This is a genomic window from Clostridium estertheticum (genome assembly GCF_026650985.1).
Taxonomy (GTDB): Bacteria; Bacillota; Clostridia; order Clostridiales; family Clostridiaceae; genus Clostridium_AD; species Clostridium_AD estertheticum_C.
Map to the genome: position 1 here is coordinate 2,580,024 of NZ_CP086239.1, position 25,222 is coordinate 2,605,245.

At 32.6% G+C, this 25,222-nt stretch carries 16 protein-coding genes; all 16 read right to left on the bottom strand.

Going from position 1 to position 25,222, the window contains the following annotated elements:
• Positions 1-2: 2 nt before the first annotated feature.
• Positions 3-2,276: a pyridine nucleotide-disulfide oxidoreductase/dicluster-binding protein gene (locus LL038_RS12385; RefSeq protein ID WP_216120173.1), complete on the bottom strand. Its 2,274-nt coding sequence runs from the start codon at positions 2,274-2,276 to the stop codon at positions 3-5.
• Positions 2,277-2,359: 83 nt separating this feature from the next.
• Positions 2,360-5,089, bottom strand: coding sequence for a molybdopterin-dependent aldehyde oxidoreductase (locus tag LL038_RS12390; RefSeq protein ID WP_216120171.1), 2,730 nt, complete (start codon positions 5,087-5,089; stop codon positions 2,360-2,362).
• A gap of 68 nt (positions 5,090-5,157) precedes the next feature.
• Complete coding sequence (locus tag LL038_RS12395; RefSeq protein WP_216120169.1) at positions 5,158-6,180, bottom strand: molybdopterin-binding protein; 1,023 nt, start codon at positions 6,178-6,180, stop codon at positions 5,158-5,160.
• Between the two features lie 287 nt (positions 6,181-6,467).
• The gene (larA, locus tag LL038_RS12400) at positions 6,468-7,742 is read right to left on the bottom strand and encodes a nickel-dependent lactate racemase (protein WP_216120167.1); all 1,275 of its coding nucleotides are present in this window, start codon (positions 7,740-7,742) and stop codon (positions 6,468-6,470) included.
• A gap of 12 nt (positions 7,743-7,754) precedes the next feature.
• Positions 7,755-9,278 (bottom strand): L-lactate permease, encoded by a 1,524-nt coding sequence (locus LL038_RS12405; protein WP_216120165.1) that lies wholly within the window; start codon positions 9,276-9,278, stop codon positions 7,755-7,757.
• 160 nt (positions 9,279-9,438) lie between these two features.
• Positions 9,439-10,581 (bottom strand): acyl-CoA dehydrogenase, encoded by a 1,143-nt coding sequence (locus LL038_RS12410; RefSeq protein ID WP_071611910.1) that lies wholly within the window; start codon positions 10,579-10,581, stop codon positions 9,439-9,441.
• Between the two features lie 50 nt (positions 10,582-10,631).
• Complete coding sequence (locus tag LL038_RS12415; protein WP_216120163.1) at positions 10,632-12,065, bottom strand: FAD-binding oxidoreductase; 1,434 nt, start codon at positions 12,063-12,065, stop codon at positions 10,632-10,634.
• Positions 12,066-12,294: 229 nt separating this feature from the next.
• The gene (locus LL038_RS12420; protein ID WP_216120161.1) at positions 12,295-13,233 is read right to left on the bottom strand and encodes an electron transfer flavoprotein subunit alpha/FixB family protein; all 939 of its coding nucleotides are present in this window, start codon (positions 13,231-13,233) and stop codon (positions 12,295-12,297) included.
• 20 nt (positions 13,234-13,253) lie between these two features.
• Positions 13,254-14,039 (bottom strand): electron transfer flavoprotein subunit beta/FixA family protein, encoded by a 786-nt coding sequence (locus LL038_RS12425; protein ID WP_216120159.1) that lies wholly within the window; start codon positions 14,037-14,039, stop codon positions 13,254-13,256.
• A gap of 364 nt (positions 14,040-14,403) precedes the next feature.
• Positions 14,404-15,801, bottom strand: a complete 1,398-nt coding sequence (locus LL038_RS12430) for an FAD-binding oxidoreductase (RefSeq protein ID WP_216120156.1) — start codon at positions 15,799-15,801, stop codon at positions 14,404-14,406.
• 79 nt (positions 15,802-15,880) lie between these two features.
• Positions 15,881-17,089, bottom strand: coding sequence for an electron transfer flavoprotein subunit alpha (locus tag LL038_RS12435; RefSeq protein WP_216120154.1), 1,209 nt, complete (start codon positions 17,087-17,089; stop codon positions 15,881-15,883).
• A gap of 33 nt (positions 17,090-17,122) precedes the next feature.
• Positions 17,123-17,911 (bottom strand): electron transfer flavoprotein subunit beta/FixA family protein, encoded by a 789-nt coding sequence (locus tag LL038_RS12440; protein ID WP_216120152.1) that lies wholly within the window; start codon positions 17,909-17,911, stop codon positions 17,123-17,125.
• Positions 17,912-18,114: 203 nt separating this feature from the next.
• Positions 18,115-18,816: a FadR/GntR family transcriptional regulator gene (locus LL038_RS12445; RefSeq protein WP_216120523.1), complete on the bottom strand. Its 702-nt coding sequence runs from the start codon at positions 18,814-18,816 to the stop codon at positions 18,115-18,117.
• A gap of 374 nt (positions 18,817-19,190) precedes the next feature.
• Complete coding sequence (locus LL038_RS12450; protein ID WP_216120151.1) at positions 19,191-20,903, bottom strand: methyl-accepting chemotaxis protein; 1,713 nt, start codon at positions 20,901-20,903, stop codon at positions 19,191-19,193.
• 338 nt (positions 20,904-21,241) lie between these two features.
• Complete coding sequence (locus LL038_RS12455) at positions 21,242-22,954, bottom strand: methyl-accepting chemotaxis protein (protein ID WP_216120149.1); 1,713 nt, start codon at positions 22,952-22,954, stop codon at positions 21,242-21,244.
• A gap of 384 nt (positions 22,955-23,338) precedes the next feature.
• Positions 23,339-25,051: a methyl-accepting chemotaxis protein gene (locus LL038_RS12460; RefSeq protein WP_216120146.1), complete on the bottom strand. Its 1,713-nt coding sequence runs from the start codon at positions 25,049-25,051 to the stop codon at positions 23,339-23,341.
• Between the last annotated feature and the right edge of the window lie 171 nt (positions 25,052-25,222).

The window sequence follows — 25,222 nt, forward strand, 5'->3', positions numbered from 1 at the left end:
AGTTATACTCCTTTTACATGCATTCTATGGCTGTAAGCATTAATAATATTAAAGCTATCATTTACCTTTTGGTACTCTACCCAGAATGTTATATTTACAAACCTTTTCCATGCAAGAATGTGACCATTTTCTGGATTATAGAAACTATCATTAGTTTTCTCTGCATAACCTATTACGCTCTTAATATCTCCATCAAGAATAAGCTCATCTTCAATTTTATTTCTTAATTCCTGTCCAATAACTATTTTTAAGTCGTTGTATTCATCCTTTATTTCCATTTTTTCACCCCATAAATTATCTAATAATTCTTTCTTAAGCTTAAATCTATTTGCTCTCCGCTCTGACAATGTAGGAACTTTCATGTCTGAAATCTCCTCTTTACCACTCCCATATATAAGGTCCAATATATGATATGTCTTTTTCCCTTTTAATACAAATAAATCTCTACACATAGCGCAATAAGCAAGGAAATCCTTATCCGAATCCTTTATTCTATCCTGAGTCACTTCCCTGCTAAACTCCTTATTTGTATAATATACAAGCCCACCATAACCACAACATTTAGTCTTTTCCTTTGTAAACTCTGGCTCCTCAATTTCATAATGGAGCCTTTTAGCAATATTTCTTATACTCTCTTGAATCCCATTCTCATTTCTAGTGGTACATGCATCATGTACTGCTAATGTTTTACCATTTCCCGATTTAGCACCAAGTGGAATCCCTTTTTCATCAAATATCTCCCAAAGAGACTTAATTCTTATATTCTTTAAACTCTCTACAAAATTACTAAAACATGTAGAGCATGCTGTTATAACAATAGGGTTACCTAACTTTTCTAAATTTGATTTAATCTTTTCTATACTACTATCATATTGTTCTTGTCTACCTGCCCACTTAGCCGGTGCCCCACAACACCCTAAATATAATCCAACCCCACCATCAAGTTTTTCCATTAAATAATTATATGCTTTAATAACATACTCTGAATAACTGGCACTTAGTTGACACCCAGGGTAAAACACATACTTACTATTATTTTTTCCAGGTTGATGTTTTATTAATTCAAAATATTTACTATTAGTAAATTCCATGTCTTTTAAAGCAAAATCATGAGCTGAAAGTGGCATTTTATTTCTAGAAAACATACTTGTCCTTGTTTCTTTAATTATATCTGCCATATTTATTGAAGTAGGGCATACGGCTCCACATAGACCACACTCTGTGCAAGAATTTATTGTTTTATTTGCATAATGATCTCCAAGAATAATACGTTCATTTTGGTTTATGGTTCTTATATATGCTTTAGGATCCAATTTCACCCTTTGAAGATGAACACAAGCTTTAACACATTTATGGCATTCACATTGAACACATCTTAGAGCTTCATTAATTGCTTCCTCCTTTGTAAACGTAACATTTAAAGACTTTATTCTTGGTGATATTTTCTCATTTTCTATATCTGCCTTAAGAATACTTTTGTAAGCCCCTTCTTTTTCTCTAAGTGCAGTAAGAGATTTTTTATATACAAATCTATCTATAGACACTGCTGCGCATCTTCCTGTTTGTACTGACTGTATAACAGATTCACATCCGCTAACTATTCGTCCACCAGCAAAAACTTTTTCAGTTTCTGTTTGCATTGTCACATCATTTACGTTTAATTTCTCACTCCATTCTCCGCTGCCAATAAAAACTGCATCATACTCAAGAGTGAGGCCTTTTAATTTTTCAGGAGTAATTTCTTGGTTTAATTTTATTTCAATGCCTTGCTCTTCTAATTTAATAATTTCTTCTTTAATTAGTTCTGGATTAAGTATTATTTCAGGCATTTTTAAAAGAGATCCACCTATTTCATTTTCTTTTTCATATATATCAACACTATATCCTTTTTTATTAAGGTCATAAGCACAAGTAATTCCACTTATACCGCCACCAATAATCGCAATTTTTTTATCAATCTTAGGCATAGGAAGTGTTTTTATTTTTGCCATGCTTCCATAAATTACAACTGCCTTTTCAAGCTCATGAATTGAGATAGCATTTCCATTAATATTAGTTACGCAGAGATTTTCACAAGGGTGGTCGCAAACCAGTCCTATTATATTAATAAATGGCATTCTTTTATTCAGTATCCTATATGCTTCTTCAAAATTTTCTTTTCTTATCTCGCATATAAATCCTTTCACATCAACGTGAATTGGACACTCAGTAACACATGTAGCAGGATTATCATTTATGCATAACTTCTGCATGGAAAGAAGTTTCTCTAAATCCATATGTTATTCCTCCAATATTGTTTTAAATGGAACCTAAAATGAATTTTTTATATTTCACTTTAGGTTCCACTAATAAACAATAATTATTTATTTAATTTTTTAATTCCAGCAAGAACTTTTTCTGGATAAGCCGGAAGGTGTGTTATTCTAACTCCACAAGCATTATATATTGCACTTATGATTGCTGAATGAGGAGATGATAACGGCATTTCACCAGCACCAGCTGCTCCATAAGGTCCAAGTGGTCTTGGAGTCTCAAGATATAATAATGTTATATCATCTGTTACATCTTTAATCTGAGGAATTCCACAACCAGTAAGTGTTGTATGCTTTTTAAGATCTTCGAAATCCTCATACAATGCAAGACCAATACCTTGAACAAGTCCTCCAAGTATCTGACCATCAACTACAAGTTTATTTATAATAGTTCCTACATCTGAAATACATGTTAATTTATCAACATGAGTTTTCCCAGTAGCTAAATCCACTTCTACTTCTGCGAGTAATACTCCATACATATAAACTGGGAATGGGTTACCTTGCCCTGTTTCAACATCACACGCAGTACATGGTGCAGTCCATTTTCCATCATATCTTGTTGGTTTTCCCTCTGCAATCTGTTCATCATAATTTCTGTATGTTCCATCATCTTTCTTAAGTCCTTCAAGTAAATTTTCACAGGCAACTCTAGTAGCATTTCCTGTAAGAACATTAGAACGACTTCCACCTGCAGGACCACTATTAGGTGTAAAGTTCATATCATTTAATATAAGTTTGATATCTTCTGGTTCATAACCAGCTTTTCTTAATGTTTCATGTGCCATGGTAAGTGTTCCCATGTCTGCTCCTTGACCATGATCTTCCCATGAATTAGCAACAGTTACACCCTTTTTAGTTATCTCTACCCATGCCTCTGATGAATCTGCTCCATCAAGCCCACAACTATACATAAGAACTGATATAGCAGAACCATATTTCTTATTCTCGCTTATTTTATTCTTTTCTTTATCATTTTCCTTTGCCTTAACATAATATGGGCGAATTTTATCTAACAATTGTGGAATAACATATACATCAAGTTTGCAACCGTTTGGAGTTACTTCCCCTTCTCTTAGTGCATTATTATATCTAAGTTCAAGTGGATCTATATCCATCTTAATTGCGAGCTCGTCCATCATTTGTTCTGATGCAAATAACGCTTGTGGTGAACCAAACCCTCTGAAAGCTGCACCCCATCCATGATTTGTAGCAACAGTTCGACCAAATCCACGAATATTGTCTATTTTGTAGCCGGCACCAATGAATTGAGATCCCCTTGTTGTAACAAGGTCACCAAATTCACAATAAGGACCGTGATCACAAGACCAATCTGATTCTAGTGCTTGTAATTTTCCTGATTTATCTGCACCTAATTTTACATGCATCCAGAATGGTGATCTCTTTCCAGTATAAGTGATTTGTTGATACATATTAAATTCTAAATATACTGGTTTTCCTGTATCCATTGCAGCGACAGCAAGTAAAGCTTCAATTGTAGGACTAAATTTATAACCAAAAGTTCCACCTGTTGGATTTTGTACAATCATTACCTTATCTAATGGAAGTCCAATACCCTCAGCAATCATAAGAGCATGGAAATGTAATGCAATACTCTTTGAATGAATTATTAGTTTACCTTCTTCATCAAAATAAGCAAATCCTACATCTGGCTCTATTGGAAGATGAGGCTGTCTTCCTACATATAAATCATCTTCAACAACATATGGTAAACTTTCCATAAGCGGTGCAGTTTCTTCTCCCTTAACAACCTTTGTTTCAAAATATATGTTTGGTGTTCCTGGATGAATTTCAATAGCATCTTCTGCCATAGCAGCTGGTGCACTCATATATGCTGGTAATTCTTCAATTTCAACAACAACTTTTTTAGCTGCGTCTTCTGCATGAGTAGGTGTATCTGCTAGTACCATCGCAATTGCATCACCAAATTGGAAAATTTTCTTGTCATTTAAAATTGGTCTTTCAAGTCCATCACCTTTATTTGATGGGAAGGCTAAACCATTAATTCTGTTTGTTCCCTTTACATCCTTATAAGTTAAAACTCTATATACCCCAGGCATAGTTTCAGCATCAGTAGTATCAATAGATATAATATTTGCATGAGAAACTGTAGCTTGAACAAGTTTTATATGGAGGGTATCCTCTGGTAACGTTAATCCAAGATCAGCTCCAAATTCCCAAGTGCCTGTTACTTTTGCACAAGCAGAAGGTCTTACTGTCTCAGTTCCTACTAAACTTGCACCTTCTGGAAGCTTTAACCACAATTGCTTCCTTGTAACCTCTCCACGCATAAGCTTTGAAGCTTCCATTACTGCATCTACGAGCGGAATATATCCTGTACATCTACAAACATTTCTACTTTTTTGAAACCAGGCTCTTACTTCTTCTCTTGTAGGATTATTATTTTGATCTAAAAGTGCCTTTGCACTTACAATAAAACCGGGAGTACAAAATCCGCATTGTGCCGCACCATGTATCATCCATGCAAATTGAATATCATGCAAATCATCCTGTGATCCTATTCCTTCAATTGTTGTTATTTCAGCTTCATCTGGTACTCTTTTCATTCTAACTATACATGATCTTACAACTTTACCGTCCAATATTACATTACATGCGCCACATTCACCTTTTCCACAACCTACTTTGGTTCCTGTAAGAAATAACTGTTTTCTTAAAACATCAGCGAGTGAAATTTCTGGACTAACAATGACTGTTCTTTTAAGACCATTAATATTCAGTATTTTTTTTAACATTTTAACTCCCCTTTTCTTTTTTTATTTTAAAAGGTACAGCCTTCATTTATAAAGGCTCAGCCCCTTTATTAACATTTACCAAAACTGCAAGTTGGAAAATCACACACTTCACAATTAACACATAACCCACCATGACCTAGCTTTGTAATATCTCCCCTTTTTATCTTTTCACCAGCTAAAATCTTAGGAAGTATAAGATCAAATACAGTTCGTTTGTTGTACATAACACATCCTGGAAGTCCAAGAACAGGTATATCACCCATGTATGCCATTAAAAACATTGCTCCCGGAAGTACAGGTGCTCCATAAGATATAACCTTTGCTCCAGCTTTCCTTATTCCTGCCGGCGTAACATCATCAGGATCTACTGACATACCTCCAGTAACAACAACCATGTCAACACCTAGTGTAAGTAATTCATTTATAGCATCTGCAATCATACTCTCACTATCTGTTACAATGATTTGTTTGATAACTTGACTTCCAATTTCATTAATTTTATTTTTAATGACAGGTCCAAATTTATCTGATATTCTACCACTATAAACTTCACTACCGGTGGTCACAATACCCACCTTCATATTTTTTAATGGCACTACCCAAATGATGGGTCCTTCTTCTTTACAAATACTCTCGATTTGTTTTATTTTAGAATCTTCAATAAAAAGAGGTATTATTCTTGTACCTGCAATCACACTCCCTTCATCTACCACAATATCAGTATGTAAAGTTGCAACCATTGCCTCATCTATCATATTAATTTTTTCTAAAGCTTTTATATTTATTTTCAGTAATCCTTTACATTTAGCTATCAATTTTACTTTACCTTCTGAAGGCTTAGTGAAAACTATTCCATTCCCAGCTGCCGCTCTTGCCATTCTTTCTCCAGCTTCATTTTCATGAATCATGCCTTCCTGAATTTCCCATACATAAATGTTTTTTTTCCCAATATCCAACATTTTGGGTATATCTTCTTCCGATATTACATGTCCTTTTTTGAATGCAACACCATCAAACTCTCCCGGGACAATTTTTGTTAAATCATGACATAATACCATTCCTAATGCTTCTTCAACCGGAACAATTTTCATTTAAATCCCTCCCTCAGCTCTAACACTTTTATTAATATCTCTTAGCTTAAATTTTAAGCATAAAAATGTAAAATTGCAAGGTTATTTTAAATTTTTATTAATATTTTGTCGTTATTAATTTCACACTAATCTTCTTTTATTTTATAATTATGTAATATTACTATATATCCTATTATAACAACAAAAAATAATAAAACTAGATACTAGTCACTTTTTTTTAGTGTCTAATATCTAGTTTACAGTTCATAATACAAAAATCATCTTTTCTTTTGCTACTATGTTAAAATTTATCTTACTATTACTGAAACTCCATCTGGTATTATTGATATGCTAGCATCATTACCCTTTATCTTAAATGCTCTTTCAAGTGCTTCTTCAAATGTGAATGCATGCTGCATATGCATTTTTTTTATCATCTGCGGGTCACACATATCTGAAACTAGTATTACAGTAAATTTATCAAGTATCCGTGCAAGTATTTGGAATTCCCATTGATCTGGCGCAGTATCATTTCTTCCAACTTTAATGACCCTATCAAGTACTTCTCGTGGACTACTGGCATTTGCTATATTGTCATAAAAAGACTGACCACCATGTCCATCATTACAAGCAGACACCATAATTATAACACCATTTTCCTTGCAAGTTGCTTCAGCTGCTGTCATGCCTTTTACAGACTGATATATATTTTGATCTAGTGGGTATCCTCCATTAGTTGATATGGCAATATCTGCTTTAACAGCTTTTACAGATGCAAGTTCCATTACAAATTTACATCCGCTAGCATGTGCAAGTTCACTATCTCCTGCAAATGCATTTATAACATTTTTCTCGCTGTCAATAACGACATTTAATATAAATGCTAGCTTAGCTTTTTTCGCAGCATATAACATATCCTTATGAATTGGGTTGTTTAAAAGAACCCCAGAACGTGCATACTCACTTGCTATAAATTCGGAGCAATGATTTGCCATAACTGTCTTTGCTGATGCCACTCCAGGAAGAACACTTTTTCGTCCCCCTGAAAAACCTGCAAAGAAATGTGGTTCTATAAAACCTTCCGAAATTAAAAGTTCGGCTTCCATTGCAACTTTATTAAGTAATAGCTCTCCACCTGAGGGAAGAATTCCAACGCTAACCATATTACTATAATCCTCAGATACATGATTTATTATCACTTCATTATCTACAATTTCCTGTCCAAATTTATTAATCATTTCATCCCTTGTTGTAGGTCTATGAAAACCAGTAGCAATTAATATTGTTATATCAATTTTAGGGTTAGCTGATCTTATTCTCCTAAGTAATATTGGAAGTGTTACTTTACTAGGAACCGGTCTTGTATGATCACTAGTTATTAATACTAAGTTATTTTTACCTTTAACTAATTCTTCCAATTTTACACTTCCAATAGGATTATCTAATGCCTTATTTACAATATCCTCCTGAGTGCTTTCTACTTTGTAATCATGTGCTTTTGATTCTAGTATTGCCACCAAATTTTTGTCTGGTATTTCAATTTCTAAAAACCGTTTTGAATAGGGTATTTTAACTTTAGTCATTATTATTCCTCCCTACATTGTAAAGAATTTTGATCCAAAGTACACAATCAACCCTAAGATTAACACATATACTAAACAGAATTTCAAAGTTGCCTTTAATATCTTACCTTCCGCGCCTACAATTCCAGTAGCGGCCGTTGCAACTGCAATACTTTGAGGCGAAATCATTTTACCAGCTGTCGCGCCACCAGTATTCGCTGCTGCTAACCAATAAGGACTCATATGAAGATTTCTTGCAACCTCAACTTGAAGCGGCCCAAAGAGTACATTAGCTGAAGTATCACTACCAGTTACAAATGTTCCAAGAGCTCCTATTACCGGTGCAAATAATGGATAGAATCCTCCTGTTGCTGCAACGAGTACCACAGCAATAGATGTTATCATTCCGCTATAACTCATTACCTTTGCTAAAGAAACTATAGCAAGTATTGTAATTGCAGTTTTAGACATTTGTTTGCAAGTATCCGTGAATACCTTTACTATTTCTCGCGACTTAGCTCCCTGAATAAGTCCCCCTAGAAATGTTGCAATAATTATAAGTGTCCCGGGATTTGCAATCCATGTAAAAGTACTGATTTTTGCATGTGGACCAGTATATATTTGTATTGAAGTTTTTATAGCTGATAATGGTTTGTTTATTGCTGGAACTAAAGTACTTGTTATTAATATAAAAGCTAAAATTAATATAAATGGCACCCAAGCTAATAAAGCCTTTTTTACAGGTATATTAACTGCATCTTTAGCTGCAGTTTTTTTATAGAATACTTTAGCTATCGTAACTGTTACAATAATACATATTATTGATCCAATTAGTGCTGGAAGTTCAGCTCCAAGATATTTTGCTACTAAAAGTTCTGGCACTGCAAAAGCTAGACCTGATGCAATAGAAATAAACACGACTCCTTTTATCGCCTTCACACTCTTACCTGTAAGCATTACGAGTATCAATGGTAAAACTACAATTAACGCAAATAATTGAATACCAACAGCATAACTTAAAGTAACTGGATCAATTGATGCAACCTTTGCGAGAGTTGTTACAGGTAATCCTATTGCTCCAAAAGCTGTTGGCGTTGTATTTGCAATAAGACATATTATCGCTGCAAATATCGGATCAAACCCAAGTGCAGCTAAAATACTTGCAGGTATTGCAACTGCTGTACCAAAACCTGCAATTGCCTCGAGAAATCCACCAAAACCCCAAGCAACAATTAAAACGAGTATTCTCCTATCAGTTGTTATTCCTGTCATCATGTCCTTTATTACATCCATACTTTTGGTATGAATAGAAAGATTATAGGTAAACACCGCTGCTATTATTACAACAATTATTGGCCAAATTGCCATTGATGCACCCTCAACTGTTGCTGTAAGTGCCTGACCTATTGGCATTTTCCAAACGATAATCGCAAGTGCTATTGTAATTGCAAGCGTAATTGAACAAGTTTTATGTCCTGGCATTTTTAAAACACCAAGAGATACCATTAGCCATACAATAGGAATAAGTGCTATAAAAAATAATAAATACATATTCATTTTTTATTATCTCCTCTACTTAGTAAGATTAGATACAGTAGTGAAACCGACTACATCATGATATTATATATCGCCAACATCTACAAAAGACATTGACGATATTATTGACTTTATTCACAAACTTTTCCTCATTTGTTTTTTATTTAACTTTAGTTATCTATTATTTAACACCCATCCATCCAGAAATGACCATCATTTGAACTTCTGATGTTCCTTCATAAATTTCTGTTATTTTTGCATCACGCATCATTCTTTCAATTGGATAATCACTTGAATATCCATATCCACCAAATAATTGTAAACAACGTCTTGTTACATCACTTGCATTTCTAGAAGCAACTAATTTTGCCATAGCAGCGAAATGTGTAAATCTTTCATGATTATCCTTTGCACATGCAGCTTGATATACTAAAAGTTTTGAAGCTTCTGTATTTGCACGCATTTGAGCAAGTTCAAATTGTGTATTTTGGAATTTTGAAATAGTACGTCCAAATTGAACACGTTCATTAACATATTTTATAGTTTCTTCTATTGCACCTTCTGCAATACCAAGAGCTTGCGCTGCAACACCAATACGGCCTCCATCAAGAGTTGCCATTGCAAGACTAAATCCCTTACCCTCTACTCCTAAAAGATTTTCCTTTGGAACTATGCAATTATCAAAGAATAATTCACATGTAGAAGACCCTCTAATTCCCATCTTTAATTCATGAGTTCCAACAGTAAAACCAGGGAAATCTTTTTCAACTATAAATGCTGTAATACCCTTTGTTCCCTTACTCTTATCTGTCATAGCTAAAATAATATATATATCTGCAAATCCTGCATTAGTAATAAAGATCTTGCTGCCATTTAATACATAATGGTCTCCTTCGAGTACAGCTGTTGTCTTTTGCAAAGATGCATCAGTTCCGGCAGAAGGTTCTGTTAATCCGAATGCGCCTAATTTTTCACCTAAAGCAAGTGGTTTTAAATATTTCTGTTTTTGCTCTTCTGTACCATATGTGAAAATTGGTGTTGCACAAAGACTTGTATGTGCTGAAACAATAACACCTGTTGTTGCACAAACTTTAGATAATTCTTCTACACATTGTACATAACTTAATGTATCCATTCCAGCTCCACCGTATTCTTCAGGAAATGGAATTCCAAGCAAGCCCATTTCAGCCATTTTGGGTATATTTTCTGCTGGGAAGCGCATATTTTCATCAATTTCTTTTGCGATTGGTTTTACCTCTTTTTCTGCAAATTCGCGATACATTTCTTGTAATTGTTGGTTATTTTCATCTTGTATAAAATTCATATCAATTACCTACCTTTCTTTTTTTTAAAGTGTTTGGTTATTGTGTTTTATTAGTTGACACCATCTATTGGAGAGCATACTTTACCTGGATTCATAATAGAATTCGGATCAAAAGTTTTTTTAATGCCTTTCATTAATTCCATATTTACTTTTCCAACGCACTCTTCTAAATAGCTGATCTTTCCACTACCTATTCCATGTTCTCCTGAAACAAGTCCGCCACAATCTATTGCTTCTTTATAAATAATATCAAAGAATTTCTCAACTCTTATTTTAAATTCTGCTTCATCTAAATCATTACTACATTGGTATATGTGAAGATTCCCATCTCCTGCATGTCCAAAACTCTTAATAGTTAATCCACACTCTTCGCCAACCTTATTTGCAAACGCAAGATAAGAAGCAATTTTATTTATTGGAACTACCACATCACATTCATCTAATAATTTTGTTTCTGCAAGAATTGCATCTAAGAAACTAGAACGTGCAGCCCATGCATCTTTAATTTTTGAAGGTGTATCAGCTACAAGAACATCAATTGCTCCTGCTTCTAATACTATTTCACTTGCTTGTTCAATAAGGTCATTTAATTCATCTTCACTACTTGCATCTAAAGTAACAAGTAAATAAGCATTTGCAGTTACCCCATTAATTACTTGAGGGAATACACTCTTTCCAATATATCTTTCACTACATAAAACAATTTCTCTTTCCATAAATTCCAATGCTTGTGGATTCATGTGTTCCATTTTAAATTTAGGAACAGCAGAAATACAATCATCTAAATTTTCAAAAGGAATAATTAAACTTGCAACTTCCTTTGGTGCTACAATTGTTTTCAAAGTAAGTTCTGTAATAATTCCAAGGGTACCTTCTGAACCAATCATTAAATTTAAAAGGCTGTAACCTGAACTTGTTTTTGATACTGTAGCTCCAAACTTAGTAATTTCTCCTGTTGGTAGAACAACTGTCATTGCGCGTACGTAATCACGTGTTGCGCCATATTTAACAGCTCTCATTCCACCAGCATTGGTTGCAACGTTTCCGCCTAGACAAGCGAGTTTTTCACCAGGATCTGGAGCATAAAGTAATCCTTGTTTTGCACAATCCTCTGCAAGATCCTTGAGAAGTACTCCTGCCTCTACATGAACAACAAAATTTTCTAAGTCATAAGAAAGTATTTTATTCATCTTTGTAATATCAATTAAAACTCCTCCGAGTAGTGGAACTGCTCCTCCTGCAAGTCCTGTTCCTGCTCCTCTTGGAGTTACTGGTATCTTATTTTCATTACATATTTTCACTACTGCAGCAACTTCCTCTGTAGAGTGTGCAATAAATACAACTTGCGGGGCTTTTTTCCCATATATAGGCATTTCATCATGAGAATAATCTTCATTGATATCATCACCTGTTAAAATATGTCCTGGAGCTGCCCCCTGTAATTGTAAGATTAATTCTTCTGTCAATTGATTATACTTAACCATAATAATCCTTCCTTTCTAAACTTTTTCTTACTAGATATTATTTATTGGTACTATGGTATGACCACTTTATTTAAGTTTATCACAATATCTAAGACAATTCAATCATTTATACAAATTTTAAGTAAACATTTACATTGCAGATATTAAAATAAAGGGAGATCATGCTTGCACTGCTTTACCAAATGGTAATGCAGCGACTAATGTAACAAAAATACTCCCTTTAGTGCCTTTATTTTGCTTTTACTTTTTTCATTTCTTCAATCATAACTGGAAGAATTTCATTTACATTTCCAATAATACTTATATCTGCAATTTCAAAAATTGGAGCTTCCTCATCTTTATTAATTGCCACAATATACTTAGCACCTGTCATTCCAGATGTATGTTGTGTTGCTCCAGAAAGACCACAAGCAATATAAAGTTTTGGTGCTACAATCTTTCCTGATTGTCCAACTTGGTGTGTACGACAAATCCATCCATCTTCAATTGCTGGTCTTGTTGCACCTACCTCACCACCAAGTACACGTGCTAATTCTTCAACAAGTTTAAAATTTTCTACATTTCCCATTCCACGTCCACCAGAAACAATAACTTGTGCTTCTTCTAAATTGACAGTTTCACAAATATCTTTTACTGTATCAATAATTTTTGCCCTAACAACACTCGCTGGAATTTCTATTTTTTTCTCTGTAACACCTGCATTTGAAGCAGCCTCTGGTTTTGAAAAGGTTCCATTTCTAACTATAACTACAGCTGTGCCATCTACTTCAATATGTTCTAAAATTGTACCACCATAAGCTGGTCTAGTATATATAACTTTACCATCAGTTTTATCCATTCCTATTACGTCACTTACAAATCCTAATTCCATACGTCCTGCAATGCGTGGTGCAATATCTTTAGCCAGTGCTGTATTTGCAAGTAGAAGAATATCTGGGTTTTGCTGCGTAACCATTTGTGATAAAACTTCTGTCAAAGTGTCGCAGTCTGTAGAAGCTTCTGTAAAAATAACTGGAATTCCAAAAGTTGCTACTGTATCTGCCAAAGCCCTGTTACCTACTATAATAGCTGTTCCTTCTGCATCTAATGCTTTTACTGCACTTATCAATTCAAGACTTCCGCCTAATACTTTTTCTCCATCTGTTTCAATAAACAATAATGCTTTCATAATTTCGTTTTCCCCCTTAATTAGATTGTTTTATCTTTTTTCATTTGCTCAATAGCAGCACTTACTGCTAGCGACGCATCTTTCTCATGGATCTTGATACCAGCCTCTTTCTTAGGAGGTTCAACATATTCAATACAACGTACTTTTGATTGTTTTACCTCTCCAATTTCTGCTGCACTGTAAGTTGGAATGATTGCCTTACGACTTGCCATCTTAGTTCTAATACTAGGATAACGTGGATCATAATTTGGTTTACTTACTGTAACTACAGCTGGAGATTCTATAGAAACTATATTATATCCTTCTTCAGTTTCTTGATGAACTTCCATGCCACCATCTTTCAAATTGATTTCAATTGCACTACTAACGAAACTTGTTTTCAATTTTTCAGCAAGTATTGCTCCTACCTGACCAGTAATTTCATCTGTGGATTCCTTTCCACAAAGAATTAAATCAAATTTTTCACCCTTATCTTTTTCAATTTTATGAATAGCATCTGCCAAAACATCCGCTGTGGAAGTACCATCTAAATCTGCATATAAATCATCTTTTACAGAGAATGCTTCTTTAGCTCCTACAGAAAGACAATTTTTTAATGTATTTAAAGAATCATCTGCTCCAACATTTAACACACTAACATTTCCTCCATTAGCTTCTATAAAACGAACTGCTAACTCTAATGCATATGTGTCAAATGCATTTGCTACCAAACTTACTCCATTTAAATTAGGTTTTTTCGTCTTATTATCCAAATGGATTTCAATAGAATCATCTGGAACTTGCTTTACACATAAAATAATATTCATACTTTCCCTCTCCTTTACACTTTTACTTTATTAAATCGTTTTCTTGATAGAAAAATTGCATATTAAATTTTTTATAAAGAACCATTTTATATAAATTGATTTGATTAATTTTTATAGAAATATTATTAGATGGTAGTATGGTACTACCACTTTATTTAATCTTATCACAATATTTAAAACAACTCAATGATTTATACAATTTTCTTTATTTCATAATTTGGGCATAACGATCTAACCCTGCTATACTAACCACGACTGGTTCAATTGATTTTCTTACTTCTTCGGAGCAGCCAGCATACAAGTGAATAAATTCAATATAAGATATCGCCAATATCTACAAAAGACATTGACGATATTCCCTGCTTTATTCACAAACTTTTCCTGGATTTAATATATTTTTAGGATCAAATGCTAATTTTATATTTTTCATAAGTCCTACATACACAGGTCCTAATTGTTCTAACATATATGTTTTTTTTGCAAATCCAATACCATGTTCTCCTGATACTAAACCTTTGAGTTCCCTTGATTTGCTGTACATTGCTTCAAATACTTCTGCAATTTTTTTATCCCATACTTCATCCGTAAGATCATCTTTTAGCACATATACATGTAAGTTACCATCACCTGCATGACCAAAACTTCTTATCCTTATATTAAATTCCTTTTGAAGTTCATTAGTGTAATTAATGAACTTGGCAACCATATTCCTTGGAACAACAACGTCACATTCATCCATATAAGTTGTTGTTGCTTTAACTGCTTCAAGAAAAGCTCCTCTTGCAGACCAAACAGCTTCTTTTCTCTCATCTGTATCCGTTATAAATACATCAAGAGCACCTTGCTCTAGGCAAATATTAGCTACACCTTCATAAGCTTTTTCTATTTCTTCTATAGTATTACCGTCAAAAGTTAATAAAAGATATGCATCTGAAGAATTATCTGGGAACTTTTTACCAAGGAATTCTTCAGCAGCAAGAATAACTTCTCTTTGCATAAATTCTATAGCAGTTGGAGCTGCTTTTGATTTAACTATTAAAGGAACTGTGTTTATTGCCATATCAAGATTAGGGAAAGGTATTAATAATGATACCGCTTTCTTTGGTAGTGGTAATAGTCTTAATATTATTTTCGTAACTATCCCAAGGGTTCCCTCAGAACCACATATTAAATCTTTTATGCTGTAACCAGTAGAATTCTTAACTACCTTTCCTCCAACTTCAAGTATTTCTCCACTTGGAAGCACTACTTCAAGTCCTCTTATATAATCCCTTGTAACTCCGTACTTAACCGCTCTCATTCCACCTGCATTAGTATTTATATTACCAGCAATTGTTGCTGATTTTTCTCCTGGATCTGGTGGATAAAATAGATCAAACTCTTCAACATATTTACTTATCTCCATTAGAAGTACACCTGGCTCGAGTGTTAACATTAAGTTTTCTTCATCAATTTCAAGTATTTTATTCATCCTAGACATATTAATCATTATTCCGCCGAATATTGGAACTGATGCTCCAACTAGTCCTGTTCCTGAACCTCTTGCTACAACGGGAATAACATTATCAGATGCATATTTCATGATTTTTGACACTTCATCAGTTGTAAGAACCTCAACTAATACTTCTGGCATTTTACTTATTCCACCCATCTCATCATGACTGAAATCATCGTTTATATCATCACCAGTAAACACTCTATCTTTTCCTAATATAGACACTAAAAACTCTATATCCTTACCATCAAGTTTTTTGTAACTCATAAGATTACCTCCCCGATTTTAACTATTATATTTTACGCTTCTTTAATTATCAAGTTTGGTGCTTAAGTATCGTTAGAAATTAACGAATACAATATTCAGCTCCTGAGTTTTTAATATTTTGGATCAATTGAGGAACTATTTCATATATGTCTCCCACTATTCCATAATGAGCTACATTAAATATCGATGCATTGGGATCTTTATTTATTGCAAATATACGCTCTGAACTGTTCATTCCGGCTGTAAACTGAACTGCACCTGAAATTCCAAGAGCTATTATTAATTTAGGTTTAACTGTTCTTCCAGATAGACCAATTTGTTTTTTAGCATCAATCCAACCAGCTTCAATTGTTGGTCTTGTTCCAGCTACTTGGGCATTAAGTAAGTCTGCAAGTTCCTGTATCATAACAAGATCTTTTTCTGACTTTAACGCTCTTCCAACTGCAATAATTACCTCTGCATCTGAAATGTTTTCTTCAACTTCTTTTTTAGTAACCTTTAACACCTCAATGTTAGATCTTAATTTTGCCCTATCTATTTCACAAATTGTAATTTTACCTTTCTCATCACAATTTTTTTCAGGAGCATTCATGACTTTATACCTTACTGTAGACATTTGTGGTCTTGTATTTGGACATATAATTTGAGCCATAATATTACCACCAAAAGCTGGTCTTATCTGCACAAGGTCCGTATTTTCTTTCATCTTAAGTATTGTACAGTCAGCAGTAAGTCCGGTTCTAAATCTTGCTGCAACTCTTGGAGCAAGTGATCTACCAATAGTTGTTGCACCAACAAGTAATGATGATGGCTTTACCTTATTTACAAAATCTTCGAATGCTGCAGTATAAGGTTCTATCCTAAAATCCTTAAGCTCTTCGTAATCGTATACAAATACTTCATCAACACCATAATGTAATAATTCTTTTGCTTTCTCTTTTATGTTGTGGCCAATGAAAACACAATATACTGGGAAATTAACAACTGCTGCAAGTTCTCTCGCTTTTCCAATAAGTTCCATTGTTACAGGATGTATAACTCCTTCTACATGATCAACATATACTCCTATACCCTTCCATAAACTCTTATCAACTTGAACTGCCTTCGTTTCAAGAAATTCCATTACTCCGGTTGGACCTTTTTTGACACAAATCTTACACATTTTACATCCTGCATTAACTTCTATTTTTCCATCGTTATATTCAATAGCACCAAAAGGACAAACCTTTACTAGTTCTTTAGCAACTGATTCATTTACTTTCTCTTGGTGACAAATTAATTTACTCATTAGAATTCCACCCTTCTTATATAATTTAATTCATTATACGAATTTTAATTCTTTAAGTTTTGTTGCCATTTTTAAACTAAGTTCTGCACCGCTACCTGTCCATGTTTCACGATCATTATTTACATCTGGTGGGAATATTCGTTCAACTTGTGTTGGTGAACCATTAAGTCCATATTTTTTTTCATCTTTATCTTCAAAATCATTTAATGTTATCATTTTTATTTCTCTATCTTTTGTAGCTATTTTTTTCCTATAAGACGGAAGCCTTGGTTGATATATATCTTTGTCTACAGTTAAAAGACATGGGAATTGTATCTCAGCTACTTCTATAGTATTTGCCATATCCATCTCTACAACAATTGATTTTTCCTTCAATTCTATTATTTTTAAGACGTTTGCAATATGTGGAATATTTAGGTATTCAGCCATTTCTGGTCCTACTTGTGCAGTATCACCATCAGTTGTTTGCTTTCCACATAATATAAGATCAAATTTACCCATTTTTCTTACCCCTTGGGAAATTGTATAAGATGTAGCTAGAACATCTGCTCCTGCAAACTTTCTATCGGAAATTAGTGCACCTTCGTCTGCTCCCATCATATATGCTTCGCGAATAACATCCTTTGCTTGAGGGGGTCCCATAGTTATAACTTTAATTAGTCCACCCTTTTGCTCCTTAATTTTAAGAGCTGTTTCTAATGCAAACAAATCGAAAGGATTCATTTTAGAATCTACACCATCTCTTTTTAAAACTCCTGTAACTGGATCCACTTCAACATTTGAAGTACCTGGAACTTGTTTTATACAAACTAAAATTTCCATATATTTATTCCTCCTACATTTTGTATAGAGATTTATGATTTATCACTGGTAGTATGGTCTGACCTTCTATGGATTAATAGTAACACACTATTTAGAATATTTCTATAATTGTTAAGTAGTTAACAATGTTTATTTTTTTTATTATAAAATTAAAGGTGAGAGCAATATTCGTTATTGCCCTCACCCATGATTTTATAATAATATTATATTGTCCTTTCGCTCTTATACTTATTTGCAAAATCTAAATGTTCTCTCATTGCTTTTCTGGCATCTGAGGAACTATGTCTTTCCATCGCTAAATATATCTCATTATGTTGAGAAAAAAGAATTTCTTTATTTCCTTCATGAACTATTATTAATTTTCTTGCATCCTTTATAAAATGATCTACAAGTGTTGAAACTGTTTTAAGAATATCAAAAATTAAAACATTACCCGAGCATTCTGCAATCTTATAATGAAATTTTTTATCTATTTCAGAATTAATATCTTCATCATCACAATTTATAAATTTTTGTGTAAGCTCCTTAAGCTCTATTAATTGTTCATCCGTTATTCTCTTTGAAGCAAGGCCTGCAGCCTCAACCTCCATAATCTTTCTGAGCTCCCATATCTCTTCTTGATTACTTCCCTCTAACATAAACATAATTGATAGTGGTTCAAATAAATTATCCTGAAAACTTGCCTTTATATAACTTCCTTCCCCTTGTCTGCAATCTATAAGTCCAATGACTTCTAATGCCCGAAGAGCCTCCCGAATCGAAGCCCTACTCACTTCTAATTGTTGCACTAAACTTCTCTCTGAAGGTAGTTTATCACCTTTTTTAAGCATACCTTGATCAATCATATTCTTTATTTGGTCAATTACTTGTTCGTAAACTTTTGTACTCTTTATTGGGCTAAACATTTTATTCACACCTGGATATTGCTCCAAATGTTTTAATGTAGTTTTATCAATTTTATCCATTATGTGATTCCCCCTTTAGCATACCAGATTCATACATTCTATATATTATAACATAATTATTACAGTTTAATACTTCAGCAAATTATGTTCAAAATCATAAGTATTTATATAAATAACTGTAACCATGTTTTCAAAATAAGATATACTAAGAAAAATGATGTATTATAATCTATAAAAAGCAAGGACATTGATAATGTTTTCACATAGTAACTTATCTTAAATAAAATATCAAATACAAATATTACATATAATATGAAACATTATATAAAAAACCGATAAAATTTATAAGCTCTTATCGGTTTTTTGTATTTTATTTACAATTTGAATTTTTGAACCATACTATTTAATTTCTCCGCTAGTATTGCCTGGTCTTGAGAAGCTTTTGTTATTTCCCCAATGGCCATAACTGATTCGTTAACACTTGCGAGTATTTCTTCTGTACTAGCTACCGATTCCTCAGCTGTAGCTGATACATTTTCAATTGCTTTTTTAATTTCTGAAACTGTTTCATTTACAATATTCATTGAATCTCCAATCTCTGAAGTCAACTTATTAAAGACTACTGCATCTGTTCCATACTTCCTGCTTGTATCTACAAACAGTTTATAATCCGGTTTAACATTACTATCCATAAAGGCTAATACATCCTGAGCATTGATGGAAAGATTTTGGAATGCCTTTTCAACTTTTGCAGTTACCTCTTGAATTTTTTTAACCGTACTTGATGAATCTTCAGCTAGTTGTCTAACTTCATCTGCAACCACAGCAAACCCCTTACCTTGTTCTCCTGCTCTTGCTGCTTCTATAGCTGCATTAAGTGCAAGAAGGTTTGTTTGACTTGCTATATTTTCTATTTCATCTGCCATTATTTTAACTTCACTAACAACTTTTCCTTCTTCAATTGCTTTTAATATTCTTTCTTGCTTCTCATCATATATTTTATTTGAAATATTCGCATTAATTTCAGCATTTTTACTGATCTTTTCTGCGTCTACTTCTATGTTACTAGCAATCTTAGTTCCATTGTTTGCTTTTAATGTTACATCTGACACATTCTCCGCAATACTTTCTGTGGTAGCATTTACTTCCTCTGTTGTGGCACTTAACTGTTCTGCACCTATCGATACTTGTCTTACGGATTCATTAACAAGATCCATTTTTGCTGATATCTCTTCTGTTGTAGCAGATAGTTCTTCACTGGTAGCGCTAATATCAGTAGCACTTTCTGATATTTCAGAAATTAATGTTTTTAAATTCAATATCGCTTTGTTTAAAGCTTTTGCTAAAATACCAATTTCATCATCATTGTAAATATTAACAGTTTTTGACAAATCATTTTCGCAAAGCGCTTCAGCTACAATAACAACCTTCTTTATCCTCCTTGATATCGAGATAGCAATTATTAACCCAAAAGCAATTGCGACAAATAAGCCTAATAAAGTTATTATTGTAATTTCAACATATGAGCTATTATATGTTACTTTACTATTATCATAATCGATTTTCGCCATACTCATAGCTAGTTTTGACTCTTTTTCTAAAACTTTGAACATATCTACTCTAATTTTAGTAAGAGTCGGTGAAAGTTCATTTGCTTTCTTAAATTCACCTGACTCAGCTAATTTAATTACTTTATCTCTATTTGTACGATAATCAGCTAGTAATTTTTCGAATTCCGCAAATTGTTGTCTATCTAAATCAGATGTAATTGTAGTTTTATATTCTACAATAAGTGCATTATCTATTATCACAAGCCGTTGAATATTCTCTTTGTTTTTTGGGATATTACTTTTGTTTATAGGATCAAGTATTAAGTACAAATCTCCTCTTATTTCTAATAGATTCGCTTTGATATTAGAAATATCATTTATCCCTATTAAATCTATATTATAAATGTTTTCAAGATTTTTATTGATATTTTTGATATTAGTCATTCCAATAAACCCAACAATACCTATAAATAATGCAACTAAAACAAATGCTGACACCAGTTTTTGAACCATTTTTAAATTATTAAACCATTTCATTAACAATCACCCCTAATTAATCTAATGTAGCACACACTACACTGATTGATCTTTCTAATTTTTTAAACAACCATCTATAATATTTCATATTTTCCTATAGTTTTACATTTAATTGTCAAATATCATTAAAACTTTTTCTAAGTCACTAATATAATCGTTCCATTTGCATTTAACTTTAACAAAATTTAATAATATATTAAAAGCTTCCAAATGATATTGTTAAAATCCTATTTTTATACAAAATGCTACAATATATACATATAAAAACAATAAAAAAATACCATATAGCTTAGACTTTATTTGTCTACTCTATATGGTAAAATTCACTTATATTAGTTTTATAGCTTGAATTTTTGAACCATACTATTTAATTTTTCAGCTAGTATTGCCTGATCTTGAGAAGCTTTTGTTATTTCCCCAATGGCCATAACCGATTCGTTAACACTTGCCAATATTTCTTCTGTACTAGCTACTGATTCCTCTGCTGTAGCCGATACATTTTCAATTGCTTTTTTAATTTCTGACACAGTTTCATTTACAATATTCATTGAAGTTCCTATATCGGAGGATAACTCATTAAATATTGCGGCATCTGTGCCATATTGTTTACCTGTATCTACAAACGATATATAATCAGGTGTAACTGTAATAATAAGATAATTCAGCACCTCTTGTGCATTACTTGAAAGATTCTGAAATGCAGCTTCAACTCTTAAAGTTACCTCTTGAATTTTTTGAACTGCAGCTGATGAATCTTCTGCTAATTTTCTAACTTCATCTGCAACCACAGCAAACCCCTTACCTTGTTCTCCGGCTCTTGCTGCTTCAATAGCTGCATTAAGTGCAAGAAGATTTGTCTGACTTGCTATGCTTGCTATTTCATCTGCCATTATCTTAACTTCACTTACAACCTTTCCTTCTTCAATTGCTTTTAATATTTTTTCTTGTTTCTCTTCACCTAATTTTTTTGCATTAATATTACTGTCCTCTGCATTTTTCATGATTTTCTCAGCTTTTATGCCTATGTCACTTGCAATCTTTGTTCCATTGTTTGCTCTTAAAGTTACACCCGTCACATTCTCCGCAATGCTTTCTGTTGTCGCATTTACCTCTTCGGCCGTTGCACTTAACTGTTCTGCACCTATAGACACTTGTCTTACTGATTCATTAACAAGATCCATTTTTGCCGATATTTCCTCTGTTGTAGCAGATAGTTCCTCGCTGTTAGCGCTAATATCAGTAGCACTTTCTGATATTTCAGAAATCAATGTTTTTAAATTCAATACCGCCTTGTTTAAAGCTTTTGCTAAAATACCAATTTCATCATTATTGTCAATATCAACAGTTTTTGATAAATCATTTTCGCAAAGTGATTCAGCTACAATCACAACCTTCTTTATCCTCCTTGATATTGAAATAGCAATTGCTAACCCAAGTGCAATTGCGACAAATAAGCCTAGCACAGTTATTATTGTAATTTTAACATATGAGCTATTATATGATATTTGACTATTATTATAATCAACTTTTGCTAAATTTTTAGTTAAATCTAACTGACTCTGTATAGTTGTAACCATCTCTGTCCTACTTGTTTCAAGACCTGCAACAAGTGAATTTGCTTTTTTAAAATCACTTGCATTAGCTTGTTTAATTAATTCATTATAGCCTGCAGTATAATTCTGGAGTTGGCTTTCAAATTTTATGAATTGTTCCTTACCCAATTTTGTTTTAATAATAGGCTTATAACTTGTTATAAGCCTATTATTAACGGCCTCAATCCCCGCAACATTACCTGTATTTATTAATAAATTATTTTTATTTAAAGGATCAACAATCAACAATAAATCTCCTCTAATTTCTAATAGATTAGCCTTTATGTTGACAACATCCTCAACACCTTTTAAATCATCATTGTAAATACTTTTTAGATTTACATCTATCTTGCTCATATTAGACATTCCTATAAACCCGACAACACCTATAAACAATGCAATTAAAACAAATGCTGATACCAATTTTTGAATCATTTTTAAATTATTAAAGAATTTCATTAACAATCACTCCTGATTAATCTAACGTAGCACACACTACACTGATTGATTTTTTTGAATTTTTTGTGGTAGATATACATTTATAACCTTTCATATTTTTATATTTTTATATTTAAATTTTTAAATATCATTAAAAATTTTACTAATTATATCATATAATCGTTACATTTATGTTTAACTTTAACAAAATTTAATAATATAAGAAATGTTTTCAAAATGTCTTTCAAATGATATGTTAAAATACACGCTTTATATAGAAAATTTACAATGTATGTGTTTGAAAACAATAAAAAAATGCCATATAGAGTAGACTTTATTTGTCTACTCCATATGGCAAAATTCACTTATATCATTTTCTTCTAACTTGTTCTCCTAATATTTTATTTACAATTTGAATTTTTGAACCATACTATTTAGCTTTTCTGCAAGTATGGCCTGATCTTGAGAAGCTTTTGTTATCTCCCCAATAGCCATAACAGATTCGTTAACACTTGCAAGTATTTCTTCTGTACTAGCTACTGACTGCTCTGCTGTAGCCGATACATTTTCGATTGCCTTTTTAATTTCTGACACAGTCTCATTTACTGTATCCATTGAAATTCCAATATTCGAAGATATCTTATTAAACACTACTGCATCTTCACCATACTGTTTACCTGTATCTACAAATAATTTATAATCAGGTTTAACTTTATTCTCCATAAAACCTAATACTTCCTGAGCATTACTAGAAATGTTCCTAAAAGCCTCCTCAACTCTTAAAGTTACCTCTTGAATCCTTTGAACTGCATCTGATGAATCCTCAGCTAATTTTCTTACTTCATCAGCAACTACTGCAAATCCTTTACCTTGTTCCCCTGCCCTTGCTGCCTCAATCGCCGCATTTAGTGCAAGAAGGTTTGTCTGACTTGCAATATTTTCTATTTCATCAGCCATTATTTTAACTTCACTAACAACTTTTCCATCTTCAATTGCTTTTAATATACTTTCCTGTTTCTCATCATATAACTTGTTCGTATTATTAGCACTAATTTCAGCTCTTTCTCTAACTTTTTCTGCTTTTACTTCTATATCACTTGCGATTTCAACTGCTTTATTTGCCCTTAAAGTTACATCCGACACATTTTCTGCAATACTTTCTGTAGTAGCATTTACTTCCTGCGTTGTGGCACTTAACTGTTCTGAACCTATCGATACTTGCTTTACTGATTCATTAACAATGTCCATTTTTGCCGATATTTCCTCTGTTGTAGCAGATAGTTCCTCGCTAGTAGCGCTAATATCAGTAGCACTTTCTGATATTCCAGAAACTAAGCTCTTTAAGTTAACTACAGATTTATTTAAAGCTTTTGATAAAACACCAATTTCATCATTACTCTCAATATCAACGGTTTTTGATAAATCATTTTCTCCAAGAGCCTGTGCAACTACTAATACTTTCTTTAATCGTCTTGATATTGCAATTCCAATTATTAACCCGAGTGCTATAGCAACCAATAATCCTATGGCAATCACTATATTAATTTGAACTGATGCGCTTTTATATGATGACTGACTTTTATCATAATCAACTTTTGCCTTATCGACATTTAATTTCAATTCTTTATCTAAACTCATTAACATATCATCTCTTATTTTATCAGCAGCAGGTAAGAGTTCATATGCTTTTCTATAATCTCCTAAAACTGCCTTTTCAATTAATTCATCTCTTGCAATACGATATTCCGTCATTAATTTTTCAAATTCAGCAAATTGAGTTTTTTCTAGATCTGTATTTACCGTTTCTTTATACTCAGCGATAAGAATGATAGTAACATTTTTCATATTAGTTACATCATCTTTGTGTGTTTGTATATCATTTTTATTTTTTTGGTCAAGAATTAACAATGTATCGCTTTTTACTTGTAGTAAATTAGCCTTAATACTAATTAAGTCTTTAACACCTATCAAATCATCATTATAAATATCCTTAACATTTGTATTAATATTCTTCATATTATATGTTCCAATAAATCCAACTAACCCTAGGAATACTGCTACAAGTAAAAATGATGATACTAATTTCTGAATCATTTTTAAATTATTAAAAAATTTCATTAATCTACACTCCTCAAATAATATATTGCTTTAATTGATGAAATAAACCTCTTTACAGCAATACAATAATCTCCATATTTGTCTACTATATTTAATTTTCATAAGATTTTAGTAATACATTTACTAACACAATGATATATCGTTCATTACATACACAACCTTAATATTATT